19 protein-coding genes and 2 pseudogenes are annotated in these 25,659 nt (G+C 71.1%); 15 read left to right on the forward strand and 6 right to left on the reverse strand.

All coding sequences use genetic code 11. The annotated features are described in order from the left end of the window. The first annotated feature begins 2 nt into the window (after positions 1–2). The 7 genes and pseudogenes from pdxA to clpX all read left to right on the forward strand — a co-directional run bounded on the left by pdxA (position 3) and on the right by clpX (position 8,824). Entirely contained in the window at positions 3–1,025 is a 1,023-nt protein-coding gene (gene pdxA, locus ACZ6ZQ_RS19940; protein WP_469769828.1) for a 4-hydroxythreonine-4-phosphate dehydrogenase PdxA, read from the forward strand. Positions 1,026–1,058: 33 nt separating this feature from the next. Continuing rightward, entirely contained in the window at positions 1,059–1,754 is a 696-nt protein-coding gene (locus ACZ6ZQ_RS19945) for a HisA/HisF-related TIM barrel protein (protein ID WP_469769829.1), read from the forward strand. Further along, positions 1,751–1,909: pseudogene (locus ACZ6ZQ_RS19950) on the forward strand (hypothetical protein); the annotation flags it as partial. The gene ACZ6ZQ_RS19945 and the pseudogene ACZ6ZQ_RS19950, both read left to right, overlap by 4 nt. Before the next feature lie 186 nt (positions 1,910–2,095). Further along, positions 2,096–3,724: a serine/threonine-protein kinase gene (locus ACZ6ZQ_RS19955; protein WP_469769930.1), complete on the forward strand. Its 1,629-nt coding sequence runs from the start codon at positions 2,096–2,098 to the stop codon at positions 3,722–3,724. After that, entirely contained in the window at positions 3,721–4,365 is a 645-nt protein-coding gene (locus ACZ6ZQ_RS19960) for a hypothetical protein (protein ID WP_469769830.1), read from the forward strand. Before ACZ6ZQ_RS19955 ends, ACZ6ZQ_RS19960 begins: the two co-directional genes overlap by 4 nt. A 168-nt stretch (positions 4,366–4,533) precedes the next feature. Continuing rightward, positions 4,534–7,245: a SpoIIE family protein phosphatase gene (locus ACZ6ZQ_RS19965; protein ID WP_469769831.1), complete on the forward strand. Its 2,712-nt coding sequence runs from the start codon at positions 4,534–4,536 to the stop codon at positions 7,243–7,245. Positions 7,246–7,543: 298 nt separating this feature from the next. After that, entirely contained in the window at positions 7,544–8,824 is a 1,281-nt protein-coding gene (gene clpX / locus ACZ6ZQ_RS19970; protein WP_469769832.1) for an ATP-dependent Clp protease ATP-binding subunit ClpX, read from the forward strand. A 21-nt stretch (positions 8,825–8,845) separates the two neighbouring features. Here the strand turns inward: clpX and ACZ6ZQ_RS19975 are convergent, their stop codons facing one another. From ACZ6ZQ_RS19975 to ACZ6ZQ_RS19985, 3 genes are read right to left on the reverse strand one after another with little or no spacing between them, the layout of a single operon-like run. Next, a complete protein-coding gene (locus ACZ6ZQ_RS19975) occupies positions 8,846–11,140 on the reverse strand; it encodes an ABC transporter permease (RefSeq protein WP_469769833.1) in 2,295 nt (764 codons plus the stop codon). A gap of 3 nt (positions 11,141–11,143) precedes the next feature. Next, positions 11,144–11,914, reverse strand: coding sequence for an ABC transporter ATP-binding protein (locus ACZ6ZQ_RS19980; protein ID WP_469769834.1), 771 nt, complete (start codon positions 11,912–11,914; stop codon positions 11,144–11,146). Then, positions 11,911–12,426, reverse strand: a complete 516-nt coding sequence (locus tag ACZ6ZQ_RS19985; protein WP_469769835.1) for a PadR family transcriptional regulator — start codon at positions 12,424–12,426, stop codon at positions 11,911–11,913. The genes ACZ6ZQ_RS19980 and ACZ6ZQ_RS19985 overlap by 4 nt, the downstream gene beginning before the upstream one ends. A gap of 181 nt (positions 12,427–12,607) precedes the next feature. Here ACZ6ZQ_RS19985 and ACZ6ZQ_RS19990 point away from each other — a divergent pair, with 181 nt between their 5' ends. The 7 genes from ACZ6ZQ_RS19990 to ACZ6ZQ_RS20020 all read left to right on the forward strand — a co-directional run bounded on the left by ACZ6ZQ_RS19990 (position 12,608) and on the right by ACZ6ZQ_RS20020 (position 20,981). Then, the gene (locus ACZ6ZQ_RS19990) at positions 12,608–13,891 is read left to right on the forward strand and encodes an ABC transporter substrate-binding protein (RefSeq protein ID WP_469769836.1); all 1,284 of its coding nucleotides are present in this window, start codon (positions 12,608–12,610) and stop codon (positions 13,889–13,891) included. Between the two features lie 221 nt (positions 13,892–14,112). Then, positions 14,113–15,783 carry a glycoside hydrolase family 13 protein gene (locus tag ACZ6ZQ_RS19995; RefSeq protein ID WP_469769837.1) on the forward strand — a complete coding sequence of 557 codons (1,671 nt, stop codon included), beginning with the start codon at positions 14,113–14,115 and terminating at the stop codon, positions 15,781–15,783. 71 nt (positions 15,784–15,854) lie between these two features. Then, the gene (locus tag ACZ6ZQ_RS20000) at positions 15,855–17,162 is read left to right on the forward strand and encodes an ABC transporter substrate-binding protein (protein WP_469769931.1); all 1,308 of its coding nucleotides are present in this window, start codon (positions 15,855–15,857) and stop codon (positions 17,160–17,162) included. Positions 17,163–17,166: 4 nt separating this feature from the next. After that, the gene (locus ACZ6ZQ_RS20005) at positions 17,167–18,534 is read left to right on the forward strand and encodes an ABC transporter permease subunit (protein ID WP_469769838.1); all 1,368 of its coding nucleotides are present in this window, start codon (positions 17,167–17,169) and stop codon (positions 18,532–18,534) included. Further along, positions 18,531–19,445 carry a carbohydrate ABC transporter permease gene (locus ACZ6ZQ_RS20010; protein WP_469769839.1) on the forward strand — a complete coding sequence of 305 codons (915 nt, stop codon included), beginning with the start codon at positions 18,531–18,533 and terminating at the stop codon, positions 19,443–19,445. Before ACZ6ZQ_RS20005 ends, ACZ6ZQ_RS20010 begins: the two co-directional genes overlap by 4 nt. Before the next feature lie 139 nt (positions 19,446–19,584). Then, on the forward strand, positions 19,585–20,574 hold the full coding sequence (locus ACZ6ZQ_RS20015; RefSeq protein WP_469769840.1) for a glycosyltransferase family 2 protein: 990 nt from the start codon (positions 19,585–19,587) through the stop codon (positions 20,572–20,574). After that, entirely contained in the window at positions 20,571–20,981 is a 411-nt protein-coding gene (locus ACZ6ZQ_RS20020; protein WP_469769841.1) for a GtrA family protein, read from the forward strand. Before ACZ6ZQ_RS20015 ends, ACZ6ZQ_RS20020 begins: the two co-directional genes overlap by 4 nt. Here ACZ6ZQ_RS20020 and ACZ6ZQ_RS20025 read toward each other — a convergent pair. The 3 genes from ACZ6ZQ_RS20025 to ACZ6ZQ_RS20035 all read right to left on the reverse strand — a co-directional run bounded on the left by ACZ6ZQ_RS20025 (position 20,956) and on the right by ACZ6ZQ_RS20035 (position 24,351). Next, positions 20,956–22,470, reverse strand: a complete 1,515-nt coding sequence (locus ACZ6ZQ_RS20025) for a DUF6056 family protein (protein ID WP_469769842.1) — start codon at positions 22,468–22,470, stop codon at positions 20,956–20,958. The genes ACZ6ZQ_RS20020 and ACZ6ZQ_RS20025 overlap by 26 nt on opposite strands. Positions 22,471–22,611: 141 nt before the next feature. Further along, entirely contained in the window at positions 22,612–23,454 is an 843-nt protein-coding gene (locus ACZ6ZQ_RS20030; protein WP_469769843.1) for a glutamate ABC transporter substrate-binding protein, read from the reverse strand. A gap of 114 nt (positions 23,455–23,568) precedes the next feature. Continuing rightward, positions 23,569–24,351 carry an amino acid ABC transporter ATP-binding protein gene (locus ACZ6ZQ_RS20035; RefSeq protein ID WP_469769844.1) on the reverse strand — a complete coding sequence of 261 codons (783 nt, stop codon included), beginning with the start codon at positions 24,349–24,351 and terminating at the stop codon, positions 23,569–23,571. A 376-nt stretch (positions 24,352–24,727) separates the two neighbouring features. Between ACZ6ZQ_RS20035 and ACZ6ZQ_RS20040 the strand changes: the two are divergent. Next, a pseudogene (locus ACZ6ZQ_RS20040) lies at positions 24,728–25,357 on the forward strand (hypothetical protein); the annotation flags it as partial. Positions 25,358–25,659: the final 302 nt, after the last annotated feature.

Below are 25,659 nucleotides of genomic sequence, written 5' to 3' on the forward strand. Positions count from 1 at the left end.
ACGTGCGCCCCATAGCGGTGACCATGGGTGACCCGGCCGGTATCGGACCGGAGATCACCCTCGGGCTGGTGGCCGACGACCGCTGCGGTCCTCCGGTACTCGTCATCGGTGACGAGGGAGTCCTCCGCCGCACGGCGGCGGCCATCGGTCTCGACATCCCGATCCGTGCCCTGGCCTCCGTGGACGACATGGACGACGCGGCGGGCACCGTGCAGGTGCTGTCCGGGACCTCCCTGCCGGAGGAACTCCGCCCGGGGCGGGTCGACAGCCGGGCCGGGAGGGCCGCGTACCAGTACGTGGCCAAGGGCGTCGGTCTCGCGCTCGAGAACCGGGTCGCCGCCCTCGTCACCGCGCCGCTCAGCAAGGAGGCCCTGCGCCTTGCGGGACTCCCCTACCCGGGTCACACCGAGATCCTCGCCGCGCTCAGCGGCACCGAGCGGTACGCGATGATGATGGCCAACGACGAGTTGCGGGTCGTCCTCGTCACCATTCACCAGGCTCTGCGCGAGGCGGTGGACTCCCTCACCGTCGAGGCGGAACTGACCGCGCTGCGGCTGGCCCATGACGCGCTGCGCGGGACGGGGATTCCCCGGCCGCGCATCGCCGTCGCCGGACTCAACCCGCACGCCGGCGAGAACGGGCTGATGGGCCGCGAGGAGCACGACATCATCGCGCCGGCGGTGCAGTCCGCGCGCGCCGAAGGGATCGACGCGAGCGGGCCGTGGCCGGCCGACACGGTCTTCCTGCGGGCGCGCCGAGGGGAGTTCGACGTGGTCGTGGCCCAGTACCACGACCAGGGGCTGATCCCGGTGAAGTACCTCGGCCTGGAGCACGGGGTCAACATCACCATCGGCCTGCCGTTCGTCCGTACGAGCGTGGACCACGGCACGGCCTTCGACATCGCCGGTCAGGGCGTCGCCGATCACACCAGTCTGCTCACCGCGCTGCGGCACGCCCGCGCCCTGACAGGCCCTAAGTCTTCAGAGCCCCGTCTGCCCGACGGTCGGCTGACGACGCCACTTTGAAGACACTCCCCAGCAGAACACCAGGAAGGCACCGTGGACTTCATCTTCATGCTCACGCGCGGCGACCGGACCGTACGCGACTGCCTGGAACTCGTCGACAGCCTCGCGGGCGTCGGGCTGCGGCACATCGGCTTCAAGGACGTCGGGGTGAATGCCGGCACCCTGGCCGCTCTGCACCGCCGCATCAGGGCAACCGGCGCGACAAGCTGTCTCGAAGTGGTCAGCACCAGCCGGGAACGGGCCCTGGACTCGGCTCGGATGGCCGTCGATCTCGGCGTCGACCAGCTCATGGGCGGCATCTGGGCCGAGGAGACCCTGGAGCTGCTGCGCGGCACGGGAATCCGCTATCTCCCCTTCCCCGGCACTCCGTCCGGCCACCCGACCCGGCTCGGCGGCACACCGGAGCAGGTCGCCGAGCAGTGCCGGCGCTTCGAGGCGGCCGGGTGCGACGGAGTCGATCTGCTCGCCTACCGGGCCACCGACGCCGATCCGATGGAGCTGGTACGCAGTGCCCGCGCGGCGACGTCCGGACGGCTCGTCGTCGCCGGCGGCATCGACAGCCGCGAGCGGATCGCGGCGCTCGCGGCGGCCGGCGTGGATGCCTTCACCGTGGGATCGGCGGCCATGGCGGCGGCCTTCGACCCGCATCTGGGCACGCTTCAGCGCCAGTTGGCCGTCATCCTGGACGCCGCGGGTCGTCGTCCGCCGCGTGCGCCTGAACGAACATGACGCGCCCTTGTTGCTTTGTCGACTACCACGACCCGATTGCCGACACGGCGCTGTTCCGCACCTTGCGGGACGGGCTGCGAGGCAGCGCGGTGGAGGTCGTGGACTTCGACACGCACATCAACGATCCGTCGTTCGGCCGTGCCGCCGCGGACCGGCTGCACCGGCTGATCACGGGTACGCGCGCGAAGTCCGCCGCCGGCTGCGTGTGCCCCGCTCCCGCAGACGGGAACCGGTCGTGGCGGAATTGTGTCTGTTGTGGGGACAATCGGCGCGCACGATGGAGGCCGGACAGGACCAGGTCCTGTCCGGTCGATCAGACCGGAGAGGACCCAGGGGGCGGGATGAACGGATGGGCGGTCCCCGGATACACGGAGACCAGGGAACTCGGTTCGGGCGGCAGCGGGCGTGTCGTGCTCGCCGTCCACGACGCGACGGGCACGCCGGTCGCCGTCAAGTACCTCAGTGAGCGGATGCGCCGCGACGAGGGTTTCGTGCGGGTGTTCCGTTCGGAGGCGCAGCTCCTCGGCGAGCTGGACACGCCTCATGTCGTGCGGCTGTACGAGTACGTCGAGGCGCCGGACGGTGCGGCCATCGTCATGGAGCTGGTCGACGGCATCGCCCTGCGCGCCCTCCTCGCCAGGGAGGGGAGCACGGGCCCTGAGCCCGCTCTCGTGGTCCTGAAGGGGTCACTGCTGGGACTCGCGGCGGCGCACCGGGCGGGTGTGGTGCACCGGGACTACAAGCCGGAGAACGTGCTGGTGGCGGCGGACGGTTCGTCCAAGCTCGTGGATTTCGGCATCGCCGCGAGCCGCGGTACGACCCCCGGGGTGGCGGGCACTCCCGCGTACATGGCGCCGGAACAGTGGAGTGGGCAGCCGGCCTCCCCCGCTGCCGACGTGTACGCCGCGACGGCGACGTTCTTCGAGTGCGTGACCGGCCGCAAGCCCTACACCGGGCAGAACTTCGCCGAGCTGGCACTGCAGCACACCAGCGCGCCCGTGCCGGAGGCGGAGGTGCCCGAGCAGCTGCGTCCGCTGATCCGGCGCGGACTGGCGAAGCAACCCGAGCATCGGCCGGAGAACGCCGAGGCGTTCGTGGCGGAGCTGGAGGAGACCGCCTGCGCGGCCTACGGCCCGCAGTGGGAGGAGCGCGGCCAGCGGAAACTCGCCGCGCTGGCGGCGCTGTTGCCGCTGATGTTCCCCTCGGCGGGACCACCGCCCGCGGGGGCCTCGGCACGGGCGACGACCTCGCTGGGTCGCGGCCACCGGCTCGGCGGTCTGCGGCCGGGCAAGCAGGGGCTGTTCGCCGCGTCGCTCGCCCTCGTACTGGGACTCGTGCTGGTCATCGCCGCCCGGGCCACCGGTGAGGCTCCGGTGCGTACGACGGCACAGGCGGTCGCCACCACCAGTGCCGTGCCGCCGGACGAGGCGTCCCCGGCGCTGTCGGCCCCGCCGACGGTGAGCCCTTCGCCGACCGCCTCCGTCTCGCCGGCACCGACCCCGAGCGCCACCGGGCCGGACCCCGCACCCTCCTCCGGGGATCCTGGCCCGTCCGCGCCACCGGTCACGGCGTCCGAACCGCCGGCAGTTTCCGAACCGCCGGCCGTTTCCGATCCGCCCGTGACGCCGGAGCCGCCCGCGGTGACCGTCACCTCCGTGTCCGTCAGCTCGCTGCGCCAGACCGGCTCGACGACCGCCACCACGACCGTGGACATCGTCACCGACGGGACCGGCCCCGTGACCATCACGCTGGACTGGGCCACCGCCCAGGCCAAGGGCGGCCCCGGCACACCGGACGGCCCCGCCGACACCTTCGAACGCAGCGGCGCCACCCAGTACACCCTCACCGTCGAGCACATGTTCCAGAACAGCAGGGCCTGCTACTGGAGGGTCCTGGCGAGCAGCACGCCGGCCGCCGCGAACGGTGGTTCCCAGCAGGAGATCCTGACCAGGAGGTGCACCGTCGGATGAACGATCCGCGCATCCCCTTCACCGGCCGGCCGGACCCCGAGGACGAATACAGCGCGACGGCGCTGGCCAGCCACTGGGTCGAGCGTCCGGAACCGGTCCCGGACGCGGTCGAGGGCACGGTGCTCCGGTTCGGCCCGGGGGTCACGGCAGCCGTCCGTGAGCGGTACGACCGGGACAACACGACCACGGTCTGGCACGGCACCCTTCCCGGCGGCACGCCCCGGCCGCAGGGGCGCCGCACGTCCCGGCTCGCGGGGCTGCGCCGCTACACCCTGGCCGGCGTGGTGCTGCTCGCCGTCCTCGGCTTCCTCGCCTGGCAGCGGTACGGGCCCGGGCTCGCCGTCCGGGGCGTGACGGTGGGGACCGACCCTGCCGGCCCGGGCTGCGACGGCACAGCCGTCGTCACGGCCCTGGTCGACACCGACGGGCGGCCCGGCAGCCTGACGTACCACTGGGTGCGCAACGACGGCACCACGTCGGAGGAGCTGAGCGAGCGGCTGGCCCGCGGGCAGCGGCAGGCGCGCCTCCGTCTGCTGTGGACGTTCCACGGCGACGGCGCCTACGACGCCCGGGCCGAGCTGCGGATCACCTCGCCCAGCCGCCACACGGCGGCAGCCGGTTTCACCTACAGCTGCCCCTGACCGGCCCGCCTCGCCCGCTGGGGCACCGGAGACACCGCTCAAGCGGATCACCACCTCGCTGCATCTCATGTGCACCTCGCTGTAACCGTATGTCGTCGCGTATGGCCCGATTGGGCTCAGCGGTGCTAGAAAGGACGCGTGATCAGGCGCTTCGACCGATTGCGGGGCGTGTCGGTTCGGCCACTGATCGACAAGCGCCCCAGGAGCGTCGCCGGGCAGGTCTTCGTCCTCCAGGTGGCGGTCGTGGTCCTGCTTGTGCTCGGTGCGATCCTGGCGCTGGTGCTCCAGACCCGGCACGACAGTGACCGCGAGGCCCGGAACCGTTCGGTCGCGGTCGCGGAAACGTTCGCCCAGTCTCCGGGACTGCTGGACGTCCTCAAGTCGCCCGATCCCGCCAAGGTGCTCCAGCCGATCACCGAGGAGACCCGCAAAGCAGCGGGCGTCGACTTCATCGTGGTGATGGACACCAAGGGAATCCGCTACACGCATCCGAAGCCGGATCGGATCGGCAAGCGCTTCGTCGGCACCATCGAACCGTCGCTGAGGGGCGAAGTTCTCCTCGAGAGCGTCCACGGACCGCTCGGGCATGAGGTGCAGGCAGTGGTCCCGGTGACCGATCCCAACGGCTCGGTCGTGGCCCTGGTCTCCGCCGGTCTCACCGTCAAGAACGCGTCCCAGGCGCTCAACCAGCAACTGCCGGTCATTCTCGGCAGCGGCGCGGCCGGCCTCGCCCTGGCCACGACCGGCACCGCGCTGGCGACCAGACGCCTGAAGCGGCAGACGCACGGGCTCGGTCCGGCCGAGATGACCCGGATGTACGAACACCATGACGCCGTGCTGCACGCCGTACGGGAAGGCGTCGTCATCGTCGGCGGCGACGGCACACTCCTGCTGGCCAATGACGAGGCCAGACGGCTGCTGGAGCTGGGCCCCGACGCCGAGGGACGGCCCGTACAGGAGCTGGACGGCCTCGATCCCTCCACCGCGGAGCTGCTGGCCTCCGGCCGCGCGGCCACGGACGAGGTCCATGCCGCGCGAGACCGGATGCTGGTGGTGAACCAGCGGCCCACCGACGGCCCCGGCGGTCCGATGGGTACGGTCGCGACCATCCGCGACTCCACGGAGCTCCAGGCCCTGACGGGCCGGGCCGAGGTCGCACGGAAGCGCCTCAAGCTGCTGTACGACGCCGGGGTGGGCATCGGCACGACGCTCGATGTCACACGTACGGCCGAGGAGCTGGCCGACATCGCGGTCCCCTCCTTCGCCGACTTCGTGACCGTCGACCTCGCCGACCCGGTCCTCAACGGGGACGAGCCGAACGGCGCGGGCGGGAACATGCGCCGCACCGCGGTCAGCGGCATCCGGGACGACCACCCCCTCTACGAACGCGGCCGGCTGATCGCCTTCCTCCCCTCGACCCCGCAGGCCCGCGGGCTCGGCAGCGGACGCGCGGAGGTCGTGACGGACCTGTCCCAGGCAATGGGCTGGCGGGCCCAGGACCCGGAGCGGACGAAGGCGATCGTCGAATACGGCATTCACTCCCTCATCACGGTGCCGCTCCAGGCCCGGGGTGTCGTCCTGGGCGTGGCCAACTTCTGGCGCTCGGAGAAACCCGGCCCGTTCGAGGACGAGGATCTGTCCCTGGCCGAGGAGCTGGTCGCCCGCGCCGCGGTGTCCGTCGACAACGCCCGCCGCTACACCCGCGAGCACGCCCTGGCCGTGACACTGCAGCGCAGCCTGCTGCCGCGCGCCCTGCCCGAGCAGAGCGCCGTCGAGGTGGCGCACCGCTATCTGCCCGCGCAGTCCGGGGTGGGTGGCGACTGGTTCGACGTGATTCCGCTGCCGGGCAGCCGGGTGGCACTGGTGGTCGGTGACGTCGTCGGTCACGGCCTGCACGCGGCCGCGACCATGGGACGGCTGCGCACCGCGGTGCACAACTTCTCCACGCTCGACCTGCCTCCTGACGAACTCCTCGGTCACCTCGACGAACTGGTGGGACGCATCGACCAGGACGAGACGGGCAGCGACGGCGGTACGGCGATGGCAGGGGCGACCTGTATCTACGCGATCTACGACCCCGTCTCCGGGTCGTGTGCCATGGCCCGGGCCGGGCATCCGCTGCCCGCCGTCGTCAGCCCCGACGGCACCGTGGAGTTCCCCGAGCTCCCGGCCGGGCCGCCACTGGGCCTCGGCGGCATGCCGTTCGAGACCGCTGAGCTGCAGATCGCGGAGGGCAGCCGGCTGGTCTTCTACACCGACGGGCTCATCGAGGACCGCACCCGGGACATCGACGTCGGTATCGAGCTGCTGCGCCAGGCTCTCGCCCATGCCGACCGTTCGCCGGACGAGAGCTGCCGGGAGGTGCTGGACGCCCTGCTCCCCGCTCGTCCGAAGGACGACGTGGCTCTCCTCATCGCCCGCACCCGCACCCTGGGGCCCGACCGGGTCGCCGAGTGGAGTGTGCCGTCCGATCCCAGCGCCGTCGCCGGGATGCGCGCCGCGGCGGGCAGGACACTGTCGGACTGGGGGCTGTCCGATCTCGCGTTCGGCACCGAACTCATCCTCAGCGAGCTGCTCACCAACGCCATTCGCTACGGCACCCAGCCGATCCGGGTGCGGCTGCTCCACGACCAGGGCCTGACCTGCGAGGTCGCCGACGGCAGCAGCACCTCGCCGCATCTGCGGTACGCGGCCACCACGGACGAGGGAGGCCGTGGCCTGTTCCTCGTGGCCCAGATCGCCGAGCGGTGGGGCACCCGGTACACCGCCGAAGGCAAGATCATCTGGGCGGAGCAGCCCCTGCCCGGTGAGGGCGTCCCGCCGGACGCGGACGGCGAGGCGCTGCTCGATCTCTTCGACCTCGACAGCGAGGTCCTCTGAGGTCGTGTGAGGTCGTGTGAGGTCCTCTGACGCTCGATCCGGCGCGATCCGTACGCTTGGGCGTGGCGACCGGTCGACAGGGTCGGGGCCCCGTCCGCCGACGCTGCGGCGTGGCAGGCGCCGAGCCCTTCGGCGCCACGCGGGGCGCGGAAAGGCCTCGCGCGAGCGTCCCCGGGCCTCCCCGGGCGTCCCCGGGAGTCTCCGGGTGACCTGGGGCATCCCTTGCACCGCCGTCCCCCAGCCCGGAATACGTACCATCTGGATGACGAGACCGTCCGGAGGGGGGCTGGGCCCGTTCATGGCACGCATCGGTGAGGACGGCTACCTGCTGAAGTGTTCTTTCTGCGGGAAGAGCCAGAAGCAGGTGAGGAAGCTCATCGCCGGGCCCGCCGGCGTGCACATCTGCGATGAATGCGTCGAACTCTGCAACGAGCTGATCGAGGAGGAGCCGGCCGAGGTCACGGAGGCCCGCCTCGACGAGCTGCCCAAGCCGACGGAGATCCACCAGTTCCTCGACCAGTACGTGGTCGGCCAGGAGACGGCCAAGCGATCGCTCGCGGTGGCCGTCTACAACCACTACAAGCGCGTGCGCGGCATGGGGGACGGCGACGATCCCGTCGAGGTCGCCAAGTCCAACATCCTGCTGCTCGGACCCACCGGCTGCGGAAAGACCTACCTCGCCCAGACCCTGGCGCGGCTGCTGAACGTGCCGTTCGCCATCGCGGACGCCACCGCGCTCACCGAGGCCGGATACGTGGGCGAGGACGTCGAGAACATCCTGCTGAAGCTGCTCCAGGCCGCCGACCACGACGTGAAGCGCGCCGAGACCGGCATCATCTACATCGACGAGATCGACAAGATCGCGCGTAAGAGCGAGAACCTGTCGATCACCCGCGATGTGTCGGGCGAGGGGGTGCAGCAGGCCCTGCTGAAGATCCTGGAGGGCACGACCGCCTCGGTCCCCCCGCAAGGCGGCCGCAAGCACCCCCACCAGGAGTTCATCCAGATCGACACGGCGAACGTGCTGTTCATCGTGGCCGGCGCGTTCGCGGGCCTGGAGGCCGTCATCGACGAGCGGGTCGGCCGGCGCGGTATGGGCTTCGCCGCCGAGATCCACCGCCCCGACGGGACCGACGGGACCGCGGAGGGGGACGTCTTCGCCAAGGTGATGCCGGCCGACCTGATCAAGTTCGGACTGATCCCGGAGTTCATCGGCAGGCTCCCGGTCATCGCGCGCGTGTCGAGCCTCGACAAGGCCGCCCTGATGAAGACCCTCACCGAGCCGCGCAACGCACTCGTGAAGCAGTACCAGCGACTCTTCGACATGGACGGCGTCGAGCTCGAGTTCAGCCGGTCCGCGCTCGAGGCCATCGTCGAGATGTCCATACTGCGCGGCACCGGCGCGCGCGGCCTGAGGGGAATCATGGAGAACGTGCTGCAGCCCATCATGTACGACATCCCCAGCCGCGAGGACGTGGCCAAGGTCGTGATCAACGAGCGCACGGTCCGGGAGGACGTCAGCCCCCTCATCGTCACTCGACAGCCCCCGCCGGAAGAGCTGGGCGAGCAGCCCGCCTGACGCGGCGCCGGCCACACCGCGTCAGGCGACAGCGCTGAGGGTGTCCACGAGTCTGCGGCGGGCGGCGCGGGCGGCGGGCAGCGCGGCGAGGGCGATCGCGCCCAGTACGGCGGCGGCCGCGAGCAGCAGCAGAAGGAGCGGGGACGGCGTCTGGGCGATGCCGGCGCCGATGCCGCTGGAGCGGCCCTCGGCGTCGATCAGCCAGCGGGCGAGAGGCACCCCCAGGGCCGCGCCCACCACGGCGGCGGCCAGCGCGGTGCAGCCGACGGCCGTCACGGTGACCGCGGTGATCTGGCGCGGCGACAGCCCGATCGCCTTCAGTGCCAGCAGGTCCCGCTCCCCCTCTCGTACGCTCCCGCCGATCGCCGTCGACAGCTCGGTGAGCCCGATCAGGGCGAGTACGGCGATGAGACCGGCCACGACCCCGCGCATCGGGGAGAGCCGGTCGGCCGGGCTGGTCACCTCGTGGACGTCGAGCCGTCCCTGTGAGGCGTCCGTCAGCGCGGTGCGCACCTCGGCCGGGTCCGCGCCAGGGCGCAGCTGGAGCTGGTAGAGGGTCGCACGCAGCTCCGGGTCGTTCTCCCGGAGGGTGTCGAGCGAGGTGGAGACGGTGCGGCCGCCGTTCTCCGGCTCGATGCTGCGGCCGACTATGTGCAGGATCTGCGGGTGTCCGCCGACGGTCATCCGTACCCAGTCGCCGACCCGGACGCCGAGCAGGTCGAGCAGTCCCTGTCCGGCCACCGCCTCGTCGGGGCCGTGTGCCGCCCGCCCCTCGGCCACCGTGAACGGGTAGGGCCGCTCGCGGGTGCCCAGTCCGCGCAGCGCGATGGTCCCGGTCTGGCCGGGGACCAGGGCGGCGACCTCCACGCCCGGATGGGCGGCCGCGACGCGGGGATCGGCGTCGAGCAGGGCCGCGGCCTCCCGGTCGCCGAGAGTGACGTCCGCCCGGGCCGTGAGGGCGGCGGCGAGCCCGAGCTCCTCCGGCTTGGTGTCGAAGCGGGCGATGGTCGTCCATGCGCTGACTGCCACGGTGATCAGCAGCAGGGGCAGGGCCAGCCGGAGAACGGTGGCCGGGGCGTTGGGACCGCGTGTGAAGGCCCGGTGCCAACCGAGGACCAGGGCGGGCGGCAGCCCCAGGCCGAGGGCCCTTCTGGCGGGTGCCGACAGCCGGCCGCCCGGGGCGGCCCCGGCGGGGAGCATGGGCACCGGCGGCACCCGTCCGGCCCGCCATGCGGCGAGACAGGTGGTGACGCCGATGAACAGCACCGCGGCGACGGGAACCGCGAGCAGGGCGGCGGTGTGCCCCGGCAGTCCCTGCCAGACGCCGATCGCCTCGCCGAGCCTGCCGGGGACGCGGCTGCCCAGAGTCTCGGTGAGCACGGTGGCCACGACGGCTCCGAGGGCGGCGAACGCCAGGTGCTGGACGAGGAAGACCCGCACCACCTGGCCGGGAGTGAAGCCGATGGCCTTCAGGACGGAGATGTCCCTCAGGTGGCCGCGCACCCGGGTGCTGATCGCGCCGAAGACGGCGAGCGCGGCGGCGATCAGGGCGCCGAGTCCGAAGAGCCCGAGGACCTGGCCGAGCAGTCTGGTGTCGCCCTGGGCCTCGGCGCGCGCCTGTTGCCAGCTGGAGACGTCGGTGACGGCACCGGCGCCGAGTTCGGTGACGGCGCGCTGGACGGCGTAGTCGGTGTCACCGGGGTCGGCGAGCAGCAGCCCGATGACGTGTCCTGGCAGGCCGTCCGTCTGCCGTACGGCCGCGGGGAGGGCCCAGACGGTGCCGGAGCGCTCGCCGGGGCGGTAGCGGGGCTCGGCGGTGTCGGCGACGCCGAGGACGGTCAGCGTGCGCCCGGTACCGGGCAGCGTGAGGGTGTCGCCGGGCCCTGCGACCAGAGCGCCGGCGAGGCTGCTCTCCAGGACGACGCCGTCCGGGGTGCCGGGCGTGAGCCACCGGCCGGAGGTGAGCAGCGGGCGGCCGGTGGCGGGCGGTTCCGCGTCCGCGCCGCGCAGTTCCACGGTGGCCCGGGCGCCGCGCGAGGCCACGGTCGCGGAGGCGGTGCGGTAGGGGCCGGACACGGAGGCGACGCCGTCCAGGGCGGCGAGCCGGCCCGCGTCGGCGGACGGCCCGGTGTGGATCCAGACGTGCGCCCCGTGGGACTGGGCGAAGACGCGCTGCCAGGGGTTGGTGGCGTAACCGAAGAGCGCGGCCGCCAGCAGCAGCGCGGCGACGATTCCCGCGGTGGCGGAGACGATGAACAGCGCCTCGCCGCGGTGGGTGCGCAGATCGGCGTGTGCCCAGCGCAGAGTGGCCCGCACGGGTCAGTCCTTCAGCTCGAGGACGCCGGACAGTCCGGTGCCCCGGGCAGGTGTGCCGCCGAGCTCGGCGTCGTCCGCTATCCGGCCGTCGAAGAAGCTGATCACACGGTCGGCGGCGCTGGCGAGGCGTGCGTCGTGCGTGACCAGCAGGATGGTCTGGCCGCGCTGGTGGAAGCGGGACAGCAGCCGCATCACCTCGCGGGTGCCCTTGCTGTCGAGGCTGCCCGCGGGCTCGTCGGCGAGCAGGAGCCGCGGATGGTTGACGAGCGCCCGTGCCAGGGCGACGCGCTGCTGCTCACCGCCGGACAGCTCGCCGGGCATGCTGCGCGCCTTGCCCTCCAGGCCCAGTTCGGCGAGCAGCTTCTCGCGTTCGGCGCGGGCCTGCCTGGGGCCGGTGCCGGCCAGCAGGGCGGGGAGTTCGACGTTGTCGGCGACCGTCAGGTTCGACACGAGGTTGAAGAACTGGAAGACGATGCCGATCCGGCGCCGCCGCTCCATCGCCCAGCGGGCCTCGCTGTAGGAGTCGGTGCGCTCGCCGTCGAGCCAGATGCTGCCGCTGTCCGGCCGCTGCAGCCCGCCGAGGAGATGCAGCAGCGTCGACTTCCCGGCGCCCGAGGGCCCGCTGACGGCGACGAACTCGCCGTGCCGCACGGACAGGTCGACTCCGCGTACGGCATGGGCCGGGGCGCCTTCGCCGTGGTGGGTCTTGACGAGGCCCTCGGCCCGCAGCAGGGGGACCGGGCCGGGCGCTCCCTGTTCGGTGGGGTGGCTCATTCCAGCCCCTCCAGCTCCTCCTGGCAGCGCTCCAGCCAGTCGAGGTCGGCCTGCAGATGCAGCATGGCTCCCTCGATCAGCAGGTTGGCGATGCGGTTGTCCCGGTTCTCGGTCGTGGACAGCTTCGACAGATTGCGCATGGTGTTGAGGTACTCGCGTCGCTGTTTGTTGATGAGGGCGATCTGGTCGGCGAGTCCGGTCCGCGGGGCCAGGGCGAGCTTCATGAAGAACTCGTCCCGGACTCGCGGCTCGTCCGCCGTCTCCTCGAACCAGGCGCGCAGCGCCTCCGTCCCGGCGTCGGTGAGGCGGTAGATCTTCTTGTTGGGCCGGCTCGTCTGGACGACTTCCTCGCCCTCGATCAGTCCCGACTTCTCCAGTCGGCCGAGTGTCACATATATCTGGCCGATGTTCGGCTGAGGGTACGCGGCGCCCAACAGTTGCTCAAGGTCCTGCTTGAGCTCGTAGCCATGGGCGGGGCCCCGGGAGAGGAGAGCCAGGAGGGTCAGACGCACGCGTGCTCCCCTCCTCCCTGTTGTCCGCCTGTGCGCCGAGAGCGGCCGTCGCCGCGGTCCGTGATGTGGCCCGGATCGCTCTCGTAATCTGATACGGGCCCTAGTATCGCCCATGCCTAACGGGTATACATGCCCTGACGCAGGACAAAGATGCCCGGCGCCGGTGTACAGGGAGGAACCTATGCGGTGGATACGTGCCGCGGGTAGGGGCCTCCTGGTCGCGGTGGTCGTCCTGACCGGTTACGTGTCGTCGGGCACGCAGGCGGGCGGCTCTCCGGCGGGCTCGGCGCAGGGCGGCGGACGCGGCCCCATGACCCTGGCCACGGCCGGGGATCTCACGGGCTATCTCGGTCCGCTGCTCGAAGGCTGGAACCGCGGTCATCCCACCGAGAAGGTCACCCTCGTCGAGCTGCCGGACTCCGCCGACGAGACCCGTGCGCAGATGACCACGGGACTGCGATCGGGCGACGGGCGCTTCGACATCCTGAACATCGATGTCGCCTGGACCTCGGAGTTCGCCGCCGCGGGATGGATATCCCCGCTGGACCCGGACCGTTTCGCGCTGAAGAGCTTCCTGCCGCCGGTGGCGGACACGGCGACATACGACGGGAAGTTGTACGCCGTCCCTTATGTCACGAATGCCGGGATGCTGTACTACCGCAAGGACATCCTCGACCGGGAGGGCGAGCCTCCGCCGCGGACGTGGGCGGAGCTGGAGCGCCAGGCACGCACGATCGCGCCCCGGTACGGCGTCGGGGGCTATGCGGGCCAGTTCCTCCCGTACGAAGGCCTCACGGTCAACGCCACCGAGGCGGTCTACTCGGCCGGGGGCACGATCCTGGGCGACGACGGCCGGGTCACCGTGGACTCGGCCGCAGCCCGCACCGGCCTCGGATTCCTCGCCCGCGGGGTACGTGAGGGCTGGATACCGAAGGAAGCGCTGACCTACAAGGAGGAGGAGTCCCGGCAGGCCTTCCAGGACGGCCGGCTGCTCTTCCTGCGCAACTGGCCGTACGCGTACGCGGGCGCCTCGGGCAAGGACTCCAAGGTCGCCGAGAAGTTCGGCGCCGTGCCCCTGCCCGGCCCCGACGGGGCGGGCACGAGCGTCCTGGGCGGGTCGAATCTCGCGGTGAGTGCGCATGCGCGGCACCCTGAGTCCGCCGGCGACCTGATCGCGTATCTCACCAGCGCCCCGGTGCAGCGGAAGGTTCTCACGGAGGGCGCGCTGCCGCCCGTCCGGGCAGCCCTGTACCGGGACCCGGAGCTGGTGCGGGCCTTCCCGTACCTGCCGGCGCTGCGGGCGAGCGTGCTGGCGGCCGCGCCGCGGCCCAAGAGCGCGCGGTACGAACAGGTGAGCCTCGTGGTGCAGGCCGTCGTCCACGACGCGATGGCGCAGCACCAGGACCCCGCGGCAGCGGTGCGCAGGCTGGCCACGGAGCTTGCGGCCGTCACACGCCGCGGCTGATCTCCTTCTCCCCTCACACTTTCTCGCTCTACCTACCTGTTAGGTAACGACATCACATCGCGCTGGACTCAAGCAGTGCGGGCAAATCGGGACATTAAGCTCAACTCTCCTGTTGTTTCTGCACGACCGTTGACACCTTCTCGAAACTCCTACTTAACATGCATGCATAACCGCTGACCTTCTGGTCGCGGGCACCCCTTCACGCAGAAACAGGTCAACGGGTGACGCTCACAGCCCCGGCCGGCGACGGCCTCTCGCACCGCCTCACGCACCGCTGGTGGCGCGACGCGGTGATCTACCAGGTGTACGTCCGCAGCTTCCTGGACAGCACCGGGGACGGAATCGGCGATCTGGCCGGCGTCCGTGCCGGACTGCCGTACCTCAAGAAGCTCGGCGTCGACGGCATATGGCTGAGCCCCTTCTACCCCTCGCCGCAGCACGACCACGGCTACGACGTCGCCGACTACTGCGACGTGGATCCGGTCTTCGGCGACCTCGCCGAGTTCGGTCTCCTCATCGCCGACGCGCACCGGCTCGGCATCAAGGTGCTCCTGGACATCGTCCCCAACCACTGCTCCAGCGAGCACGACTGGTTCCGCGAGGCGCTCGCCGAGGGCCCCGGCAGCGCGGCACGCGCCCGCTTCCACTTCGCCGAGGGTCGCGGCCCGGGCGGCGACGTGCCGCCGAACAACTGGCACGCGATGTTCGGCGGTCCGGCCTGGAGCCGGGTCACCGAGCCGGACGGCAGCCCCGGCCAGTGGTACCTCCACATGTTCACGCCCGAGCAGCCCGACCTGAACTGGCGCAACCCCGAGGTCGGCACCCACTTCGACCACGCCCTGCGCTTCTGGCTGGACCGCGGCGTCGACGGTTTCCGTATCGACGTGGCCGCCGGACTGTTCAAGCACCCGGAGCTGCCCGACTCGCCGGACCCCGAGGCCGACGCGCGCACCCGCGACTCGGTCAACCCGCTCGCCTGGAACCAGCCCGAGGTGCACGAGGTGTGGCGCCACTGGCGGTCCGTGTGCGAGGAGTACACCGCCCGGGACGGCCGGGAACGGCTGCTGGTCGGCGAGGTCTCCGTACCGACCGCGCGCGAACACGCCCAGTACGTACGCCCGGACGAGCTGCACCAGGCGTTCTTCTTCGACCTGCTCGGCGCCTCCTGGGATGCGAGCGCGTTCCGCAAGGTCATATCCGAGGCGATACAGGACATCGCGGGCACCGGCTCCACCGTCACCTGGGTCCTCAACAACCATGACCAGGTCCGTACCGTCACCCGGTACGGCGAGTCCGGCACCGAGGGCAGTGGCCTCGGCGCGGCCCGCGCCCGGGCCGCTGCGCTGCTGATGCTGGCGCTGCCCGGTGCCGCGTACATCTACCAGGGCGAGGAGCTGGGCCTGCCGGAGGTCGTGGACCTGCCGGACGAGGTTCTCACCGACCCGATCTTCCGGCGCACCGGCAGCCGGGCACGCATCCGCGACGGCTGCCGGGTGCCACTGCCGTGGTCGGGTCACGCCTCGCCGTTCGGCTTCACCTCCGGCGCCGAGGGAGCCAAGCCCTGGCTGCCGCAGCCGGGCTGGTTCGCCGAGCACGCCACCGACCGCGCGCTGGCCGACACCCGCTCGTTCTGGCACCTCTACCGCGACGGGCTGCAGCTGCGCCGTGGGCTGCCACAGCTGGGCGAAGGCACCCTGCGCTGGCTGGACACGCCACCCGGTGTCCTTGCCTTCGTCCGCGGCGACGGGCTCGTCTGTGCCGTCAACTTCGACACCGCGCCGGTGCCCGCCCCCGTCTCGGGTGCCCCACTGCTGTCCAGCGGGCCCTGTCCCAACGGCGTACTGCCCGGATCCACCGCCGCCTGGTGGATCAGCGACTCCACCAACCCGTGATCCCCACCGTCCGAAAGCCCGTCAATTCCCCGGTTCCAGAAGGAAGATCAACGATGACGCAACGACGCTTCATGCTTGCGAGCTGCACGGCCCTGGCCCTCGCCCTCGGCGCGACCGCCTGCGGCGGCGGCCCCGTCACCCCCGCGGGCGGCGGTGACAAGTCGCTGGCCGGCCAGACGGTCAACGTCGCCGGCGTCTGGTCCGGTGCCGAGCAGAAGAACTTCCAGAAGGTGCTGGACGCCTTCACCGCCAAGACCGGTGCCAAGACCCAGTTCGTGTCCACCGGTGACAACGTCTCCACCGTCGTCGGCAGCAAGATCGAGGGCGGCAACGCCCCGGACGTGGTGATGGTCCCGCAGGTGGGTGTGCTCCAGCAGTTCGCCGACAAGGGCTGGCTCAAGCCGCTCTCCGACACCACCGCGAAGGCCGTCGAGAGCAACTTCGCCAGCGCGTGGAAGTCGTACGGGACCGTGGGCGGCAAGTTCTACGGCCTCTACTTCAAGGCCGCCCACAAGTCGACCGTCTGGTACAGCCCGGACGCCCTCGACCAGGCGGGGGTCAAGCCGCCGAAGTCGTACGCGGACATGCTCAAGGCGGGCCGCACCGTCTCGGACTCCGGGCTGCCCGCCTTCGCGGTCGCCGGTGAGGACGGCTGGACGCTGACCGACTGGTTCGAGAACATCTACCTCTCCCAGGCCGGCCCCGAGAAGTACGACCTGCTCGCCACGCACACGCTCAAGTGGACCGACCCCAGCGTGGTGCAGGCGCTCACCACCCTCGGCAAGCTCTTCGCCGACAAGCAGCTGATCGCGGGCGGCCAGAAGGGCGCGCTCGGCACCGACTTCCCCGGCTCGGTCGAGAAGGTCTTCGGCCCCGACCCCGAGGCGGCGATGGTCTACGAGGGCGACTTCGTGGCCGGTGTCGCCAAGGACCAGTTCGGCAAGAAGATCGGCGAGGACGCCGCCTTCTTCCCCTTCCCGGCCGTCGACGGCGGCAAGGCGCCCGTCGTCAGTGGCGGTGACGCCGCCGTCGTTCTGAAGGACGGCAAGAACCAGAAGGCCGCCATGGCTCTCGTGGAGTATCTGGCGACCCCCGAGGCGGCTGCCGTCTGGGCGAAGACGGGCGGCTTCCTGTCCCCGAACAAGAAGCTCGACCTCGCGTCGTACGGCGACGACACCACTCGTCAGACCGCCAAGTCGCTGATCGAGGCCGCCGATTCCGTCCGCTTCGACATGTCCGACCAGGCCCCGGCCGCCTTCGGCGGCACCAAGGGCGCGGGCGAGTGGAAACTGCTCCAGGACTTCCTGCGCGACCCGTCGGACCCCAAGGCCACCGCAGCCAAGCTCGAGGACGCGGCGGCCAAGGCCTACAAGGGCTGAGGTCATGACCGCTGTCGCCACCCCCACCCCCGGACCGACGAGCCCGCCGCTCGCCGGATCCGCGAACCCCCGGCGCCGCGCCCAGCGGCGCCGGCGGGTCATCGCTCTGGTCTTCGTGCTGCCGGCACTGCTGTTGCTCGGCGCACTCGTCGTCTACCCCGTGCTGTTCTCGGTGGGCCGCAGCTTCTTCGACGCAAGCGGTACACGCTTCGTCGGCGGCGAGAACTACACCCAGATGTTCCGCGACCCGGCGACCCTCAAGGCCATCCGCAACAGCGCCATCTGGGTCGTCGTCGCCCCGACGCTGCTCACCGGGCTCGGGCTGATCCTCGCCGTGCTGGTGGAGAAGGTCCGCTGGGCCACCGCGTTCAAGCTGCTGCTGTTCATGCCGATGGCGGTCTCCTTCCTCGCGGCCGGCATCATCTTCCGCCTCGCGTACGAGGAGGACCCCGACAAGGGCGTACTGAACGCCGCGGTCGTCGGTGTGCACGACTCGTTCACGGGCACGTCCTCGTATCCGACCGCCCGCGCCCGGGACGGCCAGGGTCTGGCCAAGGGCCCGGACGGGTCGTACACGACGGCCGAAGCGGTGTCGCCCGGCTCCACGGTCAGCCTCGGACTCGTCGGTGTGAAGCCGAAGGAGCTGCCCGCCGGCGCGGAACCCGCGTACGAGGCGGCCTCCCGGAAGGCGGCCGGGCGCGAACTGCTCGGCGTCGTCTACCTGGACTTCACGCCGGGCGGAGGCGGCGAGCAGGGCCAGGTCGACACGGCCGAGAGCGGACTGCCGGAGATGACGGTCGAGGCGGTGCGGGACGGCAGGACGGTCGCCACCGTCACCACCGCGGCCGACGGTTCCTTCCGCTTCCCGGCTCTCGACCCGGGCGCGTACACCGTCCGGCTGCCCGCGGAGAACTTCGCCCAGCCCTACGAGGGTGTCTCCTGGCTCGGCCCGGCCCTGGTCACGCCGGCCATCATCGGCGCGTATCTGTGGATCTGGACCGGCTTCGCCATGGTGCTCATCGGCGCCGGGCTGTCCTCCCTTCCGCGCGATGCGCTCGAAGCGGCCCGGATGGACGGCGCGAACGAGTGGCAGGTCTTCCGCAGGATCACCGTGCCCCTGCTCGCGCCGATCCTGACCGTGGTCTTCGTGACCCTGGTGATCAACGTGATGAAGGTCTTCGACCTCGTCTACATCATCGCGCCGGGTCCGGTGCAGGAGGACGCCACGGTGCTGGCCACCCAGATGTGGCTGGTCTCCTTCGGCGGCGGCAACAACCAGGGGCTCGGCAGCGCGCTCGGCGTCCTGCTCCTGCTGCTGGTGATCCCGGCCATGGTCTTCAACGTCCGCCGCTTCCGCAGGAGTCAGTCATGACCGTCACCACCCCCGCCCGGACCGTGGCGAAGGAGCCGGGAGCCGTCGCCGCGCCCCTGCGCCCGCGGTCCAGGGGCCGGCTCGGCCGCTGGCTCGGCAACGGTCTGGTCCAGGCGTTCCTGGTCGTCATCGGCCTCGTCTGGATCACCCCGCTCGCCGGTCTGCTGCTCTCCTCGATGCGCTCGGCGCAGGACAATGCGAGCAGCGGCTGGTGGACCACCCTGACCGGTCCCGGGCAGCTGTCCTTCGACAACTACTCGGCGCTGCTGGGCAACGCCGGGATCACTCAGGCGTTCTGGAACACCGTGCTGATCTCGGTGCCCGCGACCGCTCTGGTCATCGCCATCGCGGCGCTCGCCGGATATGCCTTCGCCTGGCTGGAGTTCCCCGGCCGGGACTGGCTGTTCCTGCTCGTGGTGGCGCTGCTGGTGGTGCCGGTCCAGGTCGGTCTGCTGCCGGTCGCGAAACTCTTCGGTCAGCTGGGGCTGTTCGGCACGATCCCGGGTGTGGTGCTCTTCCACGTCGCGTACGGGCTGCCGTTCGCCATCTTCCTGCTGCGGAACTACTTCGCCGACATTCCGCGGGAGATGCTGGAGGCGGCGCGGATGGACGGCGGCAGCGAGTGGCGGATCTTCACCCGGCTGGTGCTGCCGGTGGGCCGCCCGGCCATCGCGAGCCTGGCGATCTTCCAGTTCCTCTGGGTGTGGAACGACATGCTGGTGGCGCTGCTCTTCGCCGACAGTTCCTCCCAGCCGCTCACCGTGGAGCTGCAGTCCCAGGTACGCCAGTTCGGCAGCAACATCGACGTCCTGGCACCGGGCGCGTTCCTTTCCCTGATCGTGCCGGTCGTGGTGTTCTTCGCCTTCCAGCGGCACTTCGTCCAGGGAGTGATGGCGGGCTCGGTCAAGTGAGACCGCGCGGCCCCGGTGGGCTGCCACGGCTGTGGCAGCCCACCGGGGCCCGGCCCCGTTCACTGCTCCGGCTCGGGCGGTCCACTCGTGCGGAGTAAGTGCAGCGGCCCCCGGCCGCTCCGCGCGTTCCACTGGAGAGATGCCAGCGATCCAGATTTCGGTCGTCGTACCGTGCTTCGACGAGAGCGAGGTGATCGGCGCCTTCCACGCCGCCCTGACCAGCGCGCTGGAGCTGACCGGGGAGCGGTTCGAGATCTGTTACGTCGACGACGGCAGCGGCGACGGGACCGTCGAGCGGCTGAGGGAGCTGGCGGCGGACGCCCCGCGGGTGCGCTACACCTCCTTCAGCCGGAACTTCGGCAAGGAGGCCGCCCTGCTGGCCGGGATGCGGATGTCCCGGGGGGCCGTGGTCGTCCTCATGGACGCCGACCTGCAGCATCCCCCGGAGCTGGTGCACCGCATGCTGAAGCTGCACCGGCACGGCTACGACCAGGTCGTCGCCCGGCGCGACCGAACGGGCGAAGGCGCCGTGCGTACCGCGCTCAGCCGGGCCTACTACCGACTCGTACGTCACTTCATGGACGTCGAGATCGTCGACGGTGCCGGCGATTTCCGGCTGCTGTCACGCCGCGCGGTGAACTCCGTCCTGTCGCTGCCGGAGACCAACCGCTTCTCCAAGGGGCTCTTCTCGTGGATCGGCTTCGACACCGTCAGTTTCACGTACCGGAACGTCCGGCGGGCCGCCGGGCGGTCCAAGTGGGGCGGCAGACGGCTGATCGACTACGGCATCGACGGACTGCTCTCCTTCAACAGCCGCCCACTGCGCCTGGCGATCCACACCGGACTCTGGCTGTTTCTGTCCGCTCTCGGCTACGCACTGTGGATCGTGGCGAACGCCGTGCTGAACGGTGTCGACACGCCGGGATACGCGACCCTGATCACCGCCGTCGTCGCGCTGAGCGGAATCCAGCTGGCCACGCTCGGCGTCATCGGGGAGTACGTGGGCCGGATCTACCACGAGTCGAAGCGGCGGCCGCCCTATGTCGTGCGGGAGACGGACGAGTCCGCACCGCTGCGCTCCGGCGGCCTCCCGGCGGAGGCCGCCGGACGGGCCCGGCCGCACACATGAACGTCGTCGGCGTCCGCCAGTTCACCGTCTTCGCCGTGATCGGCCTCGCCAACACGGGCGTGTACTTCGCGGTGTACGCGGCAGTGAACGTCTGGCTGCCCTATCTGGCCGCCCACGCCCTGGCGTACGCCGTGAGCGTCACGGGATCGTTCCTGCTCAACTCGTACGTCACACTCCGCACGCGACCGACGTGGCGTGCGTTCCTCAGGTATCCGGTCTCGGGCGTGGCCAATCTCGCGGGCAGCGGGCTGCTGCTCCACCTCGCGGTGAGCAGGCTCGGCATGGACGAGCACCTCGCCGCCCTCGCCGCCGGCGCGCTGGTCACACCGCTGTCGTTCCTGCTCGCGCGGTGGGCGATCACCTCCGGCGCGAAGGAGCCGGTCACGGAAGCCGTGTCGAGTAAGTGACCCGGTCCAGCCGGTAGTAGTCGGCGACGCACCGGGCCGGCCAGAGGTTGCGCCCGTGGTTGCCGAAGGGTTCCAGCATCCCGCTGACCGACAGAGGTGTGTACGGGAGCACCTTCGCGCCGTTCGCCGCCCCGGCGCGCAGCCAGTGGTCCTGCCGGTCCCACTGCCCGGCCCGTACGCGCATGTCCTCACCCAGATGGTGGAGCGGTCCGGCCAGTCCCACGACGGCCGTGGCGTACAGCGCCGCCGCCGCGGCCGTCACCACGCCCGTCCACCGCCGGGGCAGCCGGGTACGCAGCGCCCGCCCCAGGAAGGCGCCGACGGCCACGAGGACCAGGACGTACAGCAGGAGGTAGTCGTTCCAGGTCCGTTGTGCGGACACCACCCGAGCGCCGAAGACGGGGTGGGTGACGACGGTGCAGAGGTAGCCGGAGAGCAGGAAGGCCAGCACGCCGAAGGTGGTCGTCAGCAGTGGCCTGCACGGCCGCAGGGCCGCAGGGCCGGTCCCTGTGCGGGTCCGCGCGAGCAGGCCCAGCAGCACGCCCGCGGCGACGGCGCCCCCGTACTGCCAGGTCGTGAGGACCGTTTCCAGGATCCGCACGAAGCCGCGCGCCGAGGCGGCCAGGGATTCGGGGGCGAGCATCCCGGCGGTCCCGGCGCCGTACCGCTCGCGCCGGTTGCGCGATCCGGGCGACATCAGCAGCACGGCCGTCCCGATGGCCACCCCGGCCATGCCGAGCAGGGCCGAAGCGCGGACATGGGCCCGGACCTGCTCGGTGAAGAGCCGGCGGCTGAGCAGCAGGATTCCGGAGAGCACCACCAGTGCGACGAGCGATGTCTCCTCGGACAGCGTGCCCAGGAAGATCCCCGCCGCCAGGACGACGGCGAGGGCGGCGATACGGCCCCGGCGGCCGCGGGCGGCGAGCGGTGGGAGGGCCGCGGCGCAGGCGAGCACGGGGGCCAGGGTGTGCGAGACGGACGCGGCGGGCCAGTAGAACGTCTTGTACGTGTTGGGCGTGGCGAACAGGAACACCGCCGTGACCATGGCCGCCACGAGCAGCGGGACTCCGCGGGGTACCGCCCGGCGGGCTCCGCGCAGCAGCCGGACGACGAGGGCCCACAGCAGGACCAGCACGAGCAACCCGCTGATCAGCGCGAACCATTGATGACCGGCGACCGGGAACTGCGCGTAGAGCGCGACGAGCAGGCCGTTGCCGATCCGGCCGTTGTCGGTGGCGTAGAACTTCCCGATCAGCCCCGCGACGCCGTGATCACGCACATGGGGCAGGAAGCACCACTCGTCCGCGCCGGGCCGGACGTGGCGGCCCAGCCAGACGGCGACGGCGAGCAGCCCGAGGGGCAGCGAGGCGAGACCCACGACCCATGCGGTCGTGAGTGAGCGGCCGTGGGGGCCCTTCGCCCGGCCCGGACGGCCGGGCGGTTCCTCCGGTTCCCGCGGGACGCTCACGCTTGATGCGCCGACAGCCATGCTCGCCACTAGATGCGCCGTTCACGGCACCGGCAACCGGCGGCGATCAGGTGGAGTAGCACGGGCCACGAGGAGAGCAGTGGCGGCGGCCGGGCCTCCTGTTGTGTGGCCGTGCCGCCTCCGTGCTCCGCGCACCGGGCCTCAGCTGACGACGACCCCGATCTTCGGGGCGGGCTCGCTCTGGTAGCCGGCCGGACCGAAGTTCTTCTCGACGTACGCCTTCCAGGTGCCGTCCGCGACCATCTTCTCCAGGGCTGCGTTGATCTTCGCCTTCAGCTCGCTGCCCTTCTGGACGCCGATGCCGTAGTTCTCATTGCTCAGCTTGAAGCCGCCCAGCTTGAACTTGCCCTTGAACTGGTCCTGCGCGGCGTATCCGGCGAGGATCGAGTCATCGGTGGTCATGGCGTCGATGACGTTGTTCTCCAGCCCTGTCAGGCACTCGGAGTAGCCGCCGTACTCCTGCAGCTGGGCCTGCGGCGCGAGCTTCGTCTTGACGTTCTGTGCCGAGGTGGATCCGGTGACCGAGCAGAGCTTCTTGTTGTTCAGGTCCGCGGGCTTGGTGATGGAGTTGTCGTTCGCGCGGACCAGGACGTCCTGGTGCGCCAGGAGGTACGGACCGGCGAAGTCGACCTTCTTGCGACGCTCGTCGTTGATCGAGTAGGAGGCTGCGATGAAGTCCACGTCGCCGCGCTGGAGCAGCGTCTCGCGGTCGGCGCTCTTGGCTTCCTTCCACACGATGTCGCTCGGCTTGTAGCCGAGCTGCTTGGCCACGTAGGTCGCCACATCGACGTCGAAGCCGGTGTATTTGCCGTCCGGGGTCTTCAGGCCGATGCCCGGCTGGTCGAACTTGATACCGACGGTGATCTTGTGGTTCCCGCTCTCCGTGCTGCCGGCGCCACCACCGCCGCCGGATCCGCAGGCCGCGGTGGCGAGGGAGAGCGCGAGCGCCGCGGCGGTCGCGGCGGAGACCTTGCGAATCTTCATGGTGATCATCCCTGGGGATTGCCGGGTGGTGCGCGTGTGCCGGGGTGCTCCGGGCTCCGGCGGGTGCCGGAAGTGCCGGGGTCTCCGGCGGGTGCCGGAGGTGCCGGGGCGGGCTCAGTGGTGAAGGATCTTGGAGAGAAAGTCCTTGGCGCGTTCGGTGCGGGGGTTGCTGAAGAACTCGTCGGGGGTCGTCTCCTCCACGATCCTGCCGTCGGCCATGAACACCACACGGTTGGCGGCCGAACGGGCGAACCCCATCTCATGGGTGACGACGACCATGGTCATTCCGTCGCGGGCGAGCTGCCGCATGACCTCCAGCACCTCGTTGATCATTTCGGGGTCGAGCGCGGACGTGGGCTCGTCGAACAGCATGATCTTCGGGTCCATGGCCAGCGCTCTGGCGATGGCCACGCGCTGCTGCTGGCCGCCGGAGAGCTGCGCCGGGTACTTGTCGGCCTGCGAGCCGACGCCCACCCGGTCGAGGAGCGAGCGCGCCTTCTCCTCGGCGGCCTTCTTGTCCTTCTTGCGGACCTTGATCTGGCCCAGCGTCACATTCTGGAGCACGGTCCTGTGCGCGAAGAGGTTGAAGGACTGGAAGACCATGCCGACGTCGGCGCGCAGCCGGGCCAGCTCCTTGCCCTCGGCGGGCAGCGGCCTGCCGTCGATGGCGATCTCGCCCGAGTCGATCGTCTCCAGCCGGTTGATGGCGCGGCACAGTGTCGACTTCCCGCCCCCGGACGGCCCGATGACGACGACCACCTCGCCGCGGTGGATGGTCAGGTTGATGTCCTGGAGCACATGCAGCGCGCCGAAGTGCTTGTTGACGTCACTGAGCACGACCAGGGCACCGCCGGTGCCCGGCCCGAGATGTTCCTTGCTCACTGCCGCTCCGCTCATCGGCTTCATCGTCCGTCCGCATCGAGCGGGTCGCACGCCGGAGGCCGGGCGGGCACCCGCTCGCCCCGGCCCGTCGGCCGTTGCGCGGCATCTCCTGGCCGAAAACGCTCGCCGACGGTGTCCGGTGCATTGTCCAGACCACTGACGGCCTGCAAGCGTTTACCCTCCGTGCTCGCTTGGTCTCCCCTCGTACCGAAGCGCACCACTCACCCCCGACCCCGACGCGACACCTGCACTTTTCCGTCAACTTTCACCGTAGGCACACATAATCCACACGGAGCCTCCAATATGTGACGGGACAGGGCACAACGGCGGCGCGCTCCCGGGGGAGAGCGGCATCGTTGCGCTGGGGGGTTACGGGGAGGAACTTCACCGCATGAAGCGGATCCGCACGCAGCGGACCTTGCGTATGGCCGCGCTCACCGCCGGAGCGCTCGTCCTCTCGCTCGGGGGGCTGCCGGCAGCGCCGGTCCAGGCGGACGAGCAGGCGCCCCGGATCGATCTGCGGGTGCTCGTCGTGTCCGACGGCGGTCCCGCAACGGACGCCATCGTCGCCGAACTCGACGGCGCGGGCACGCCGTACACCGTGGTCACGCTCGCCGACCCCGGCCGCCCGGTGATCGACGCGGCCTTCCTGGCCGACACGGTCGACGGCCGGCCGCGCGCCAGGTACCAGGCCGTGGTCCTGCCCCACGACAACCCGTTCCCGGCCGGTTCGCCGGAGATGGCCGCTCTCGTCGCGTACGAGAGGACGTACGCGATTCCGCAGGTCGACGCGTACACGTACGCCACACCGCAGACGGGGCTCAAGTATCCGGTGAACGGCGGATACGCGGGACCGGTCGACGGTGTCGCCGCCGGCGTGACCGCGGCGGGCAAGGCCGGACCGCTCGGCTACCTCGGCGGGTCCTTCGCCTTCGAGGACAACGATCCGTCCATCGACGAGAGCTGGGGCTTCCTCTCCCGGCCGAGAGCCGGGGCCAACTTCACGACGTACGTCGACGCATCCTTCGACCGGCCGTACGCGGGAACCGTCACCGGCCGGGTGTCGCCCGCTGCGGGCGAGGAGAGCGTGACGCTCTCGCTGCCCTCGGCCCCGGCGGCCGGGACCGGGGTGGCCGGGACCGAGGCGAGCGGTGAGGCGCCGGCACCGCAACCGGCCGCGCCGCACGCCCCGGTGCCCACCGGTGCCGTCCGGCCGGTGCCGCCCGCCGCCGAGCGCTGACCCGCGCACCCGACCGCGACAGACGCACCCGACCGCAACCGACCGCAACCGAGCTCACCGCGAGGAAGCGGGTTCCGGACGCC

The organism is Streptomyces sp. NPDC053673 (assembly GCF_055585225.1).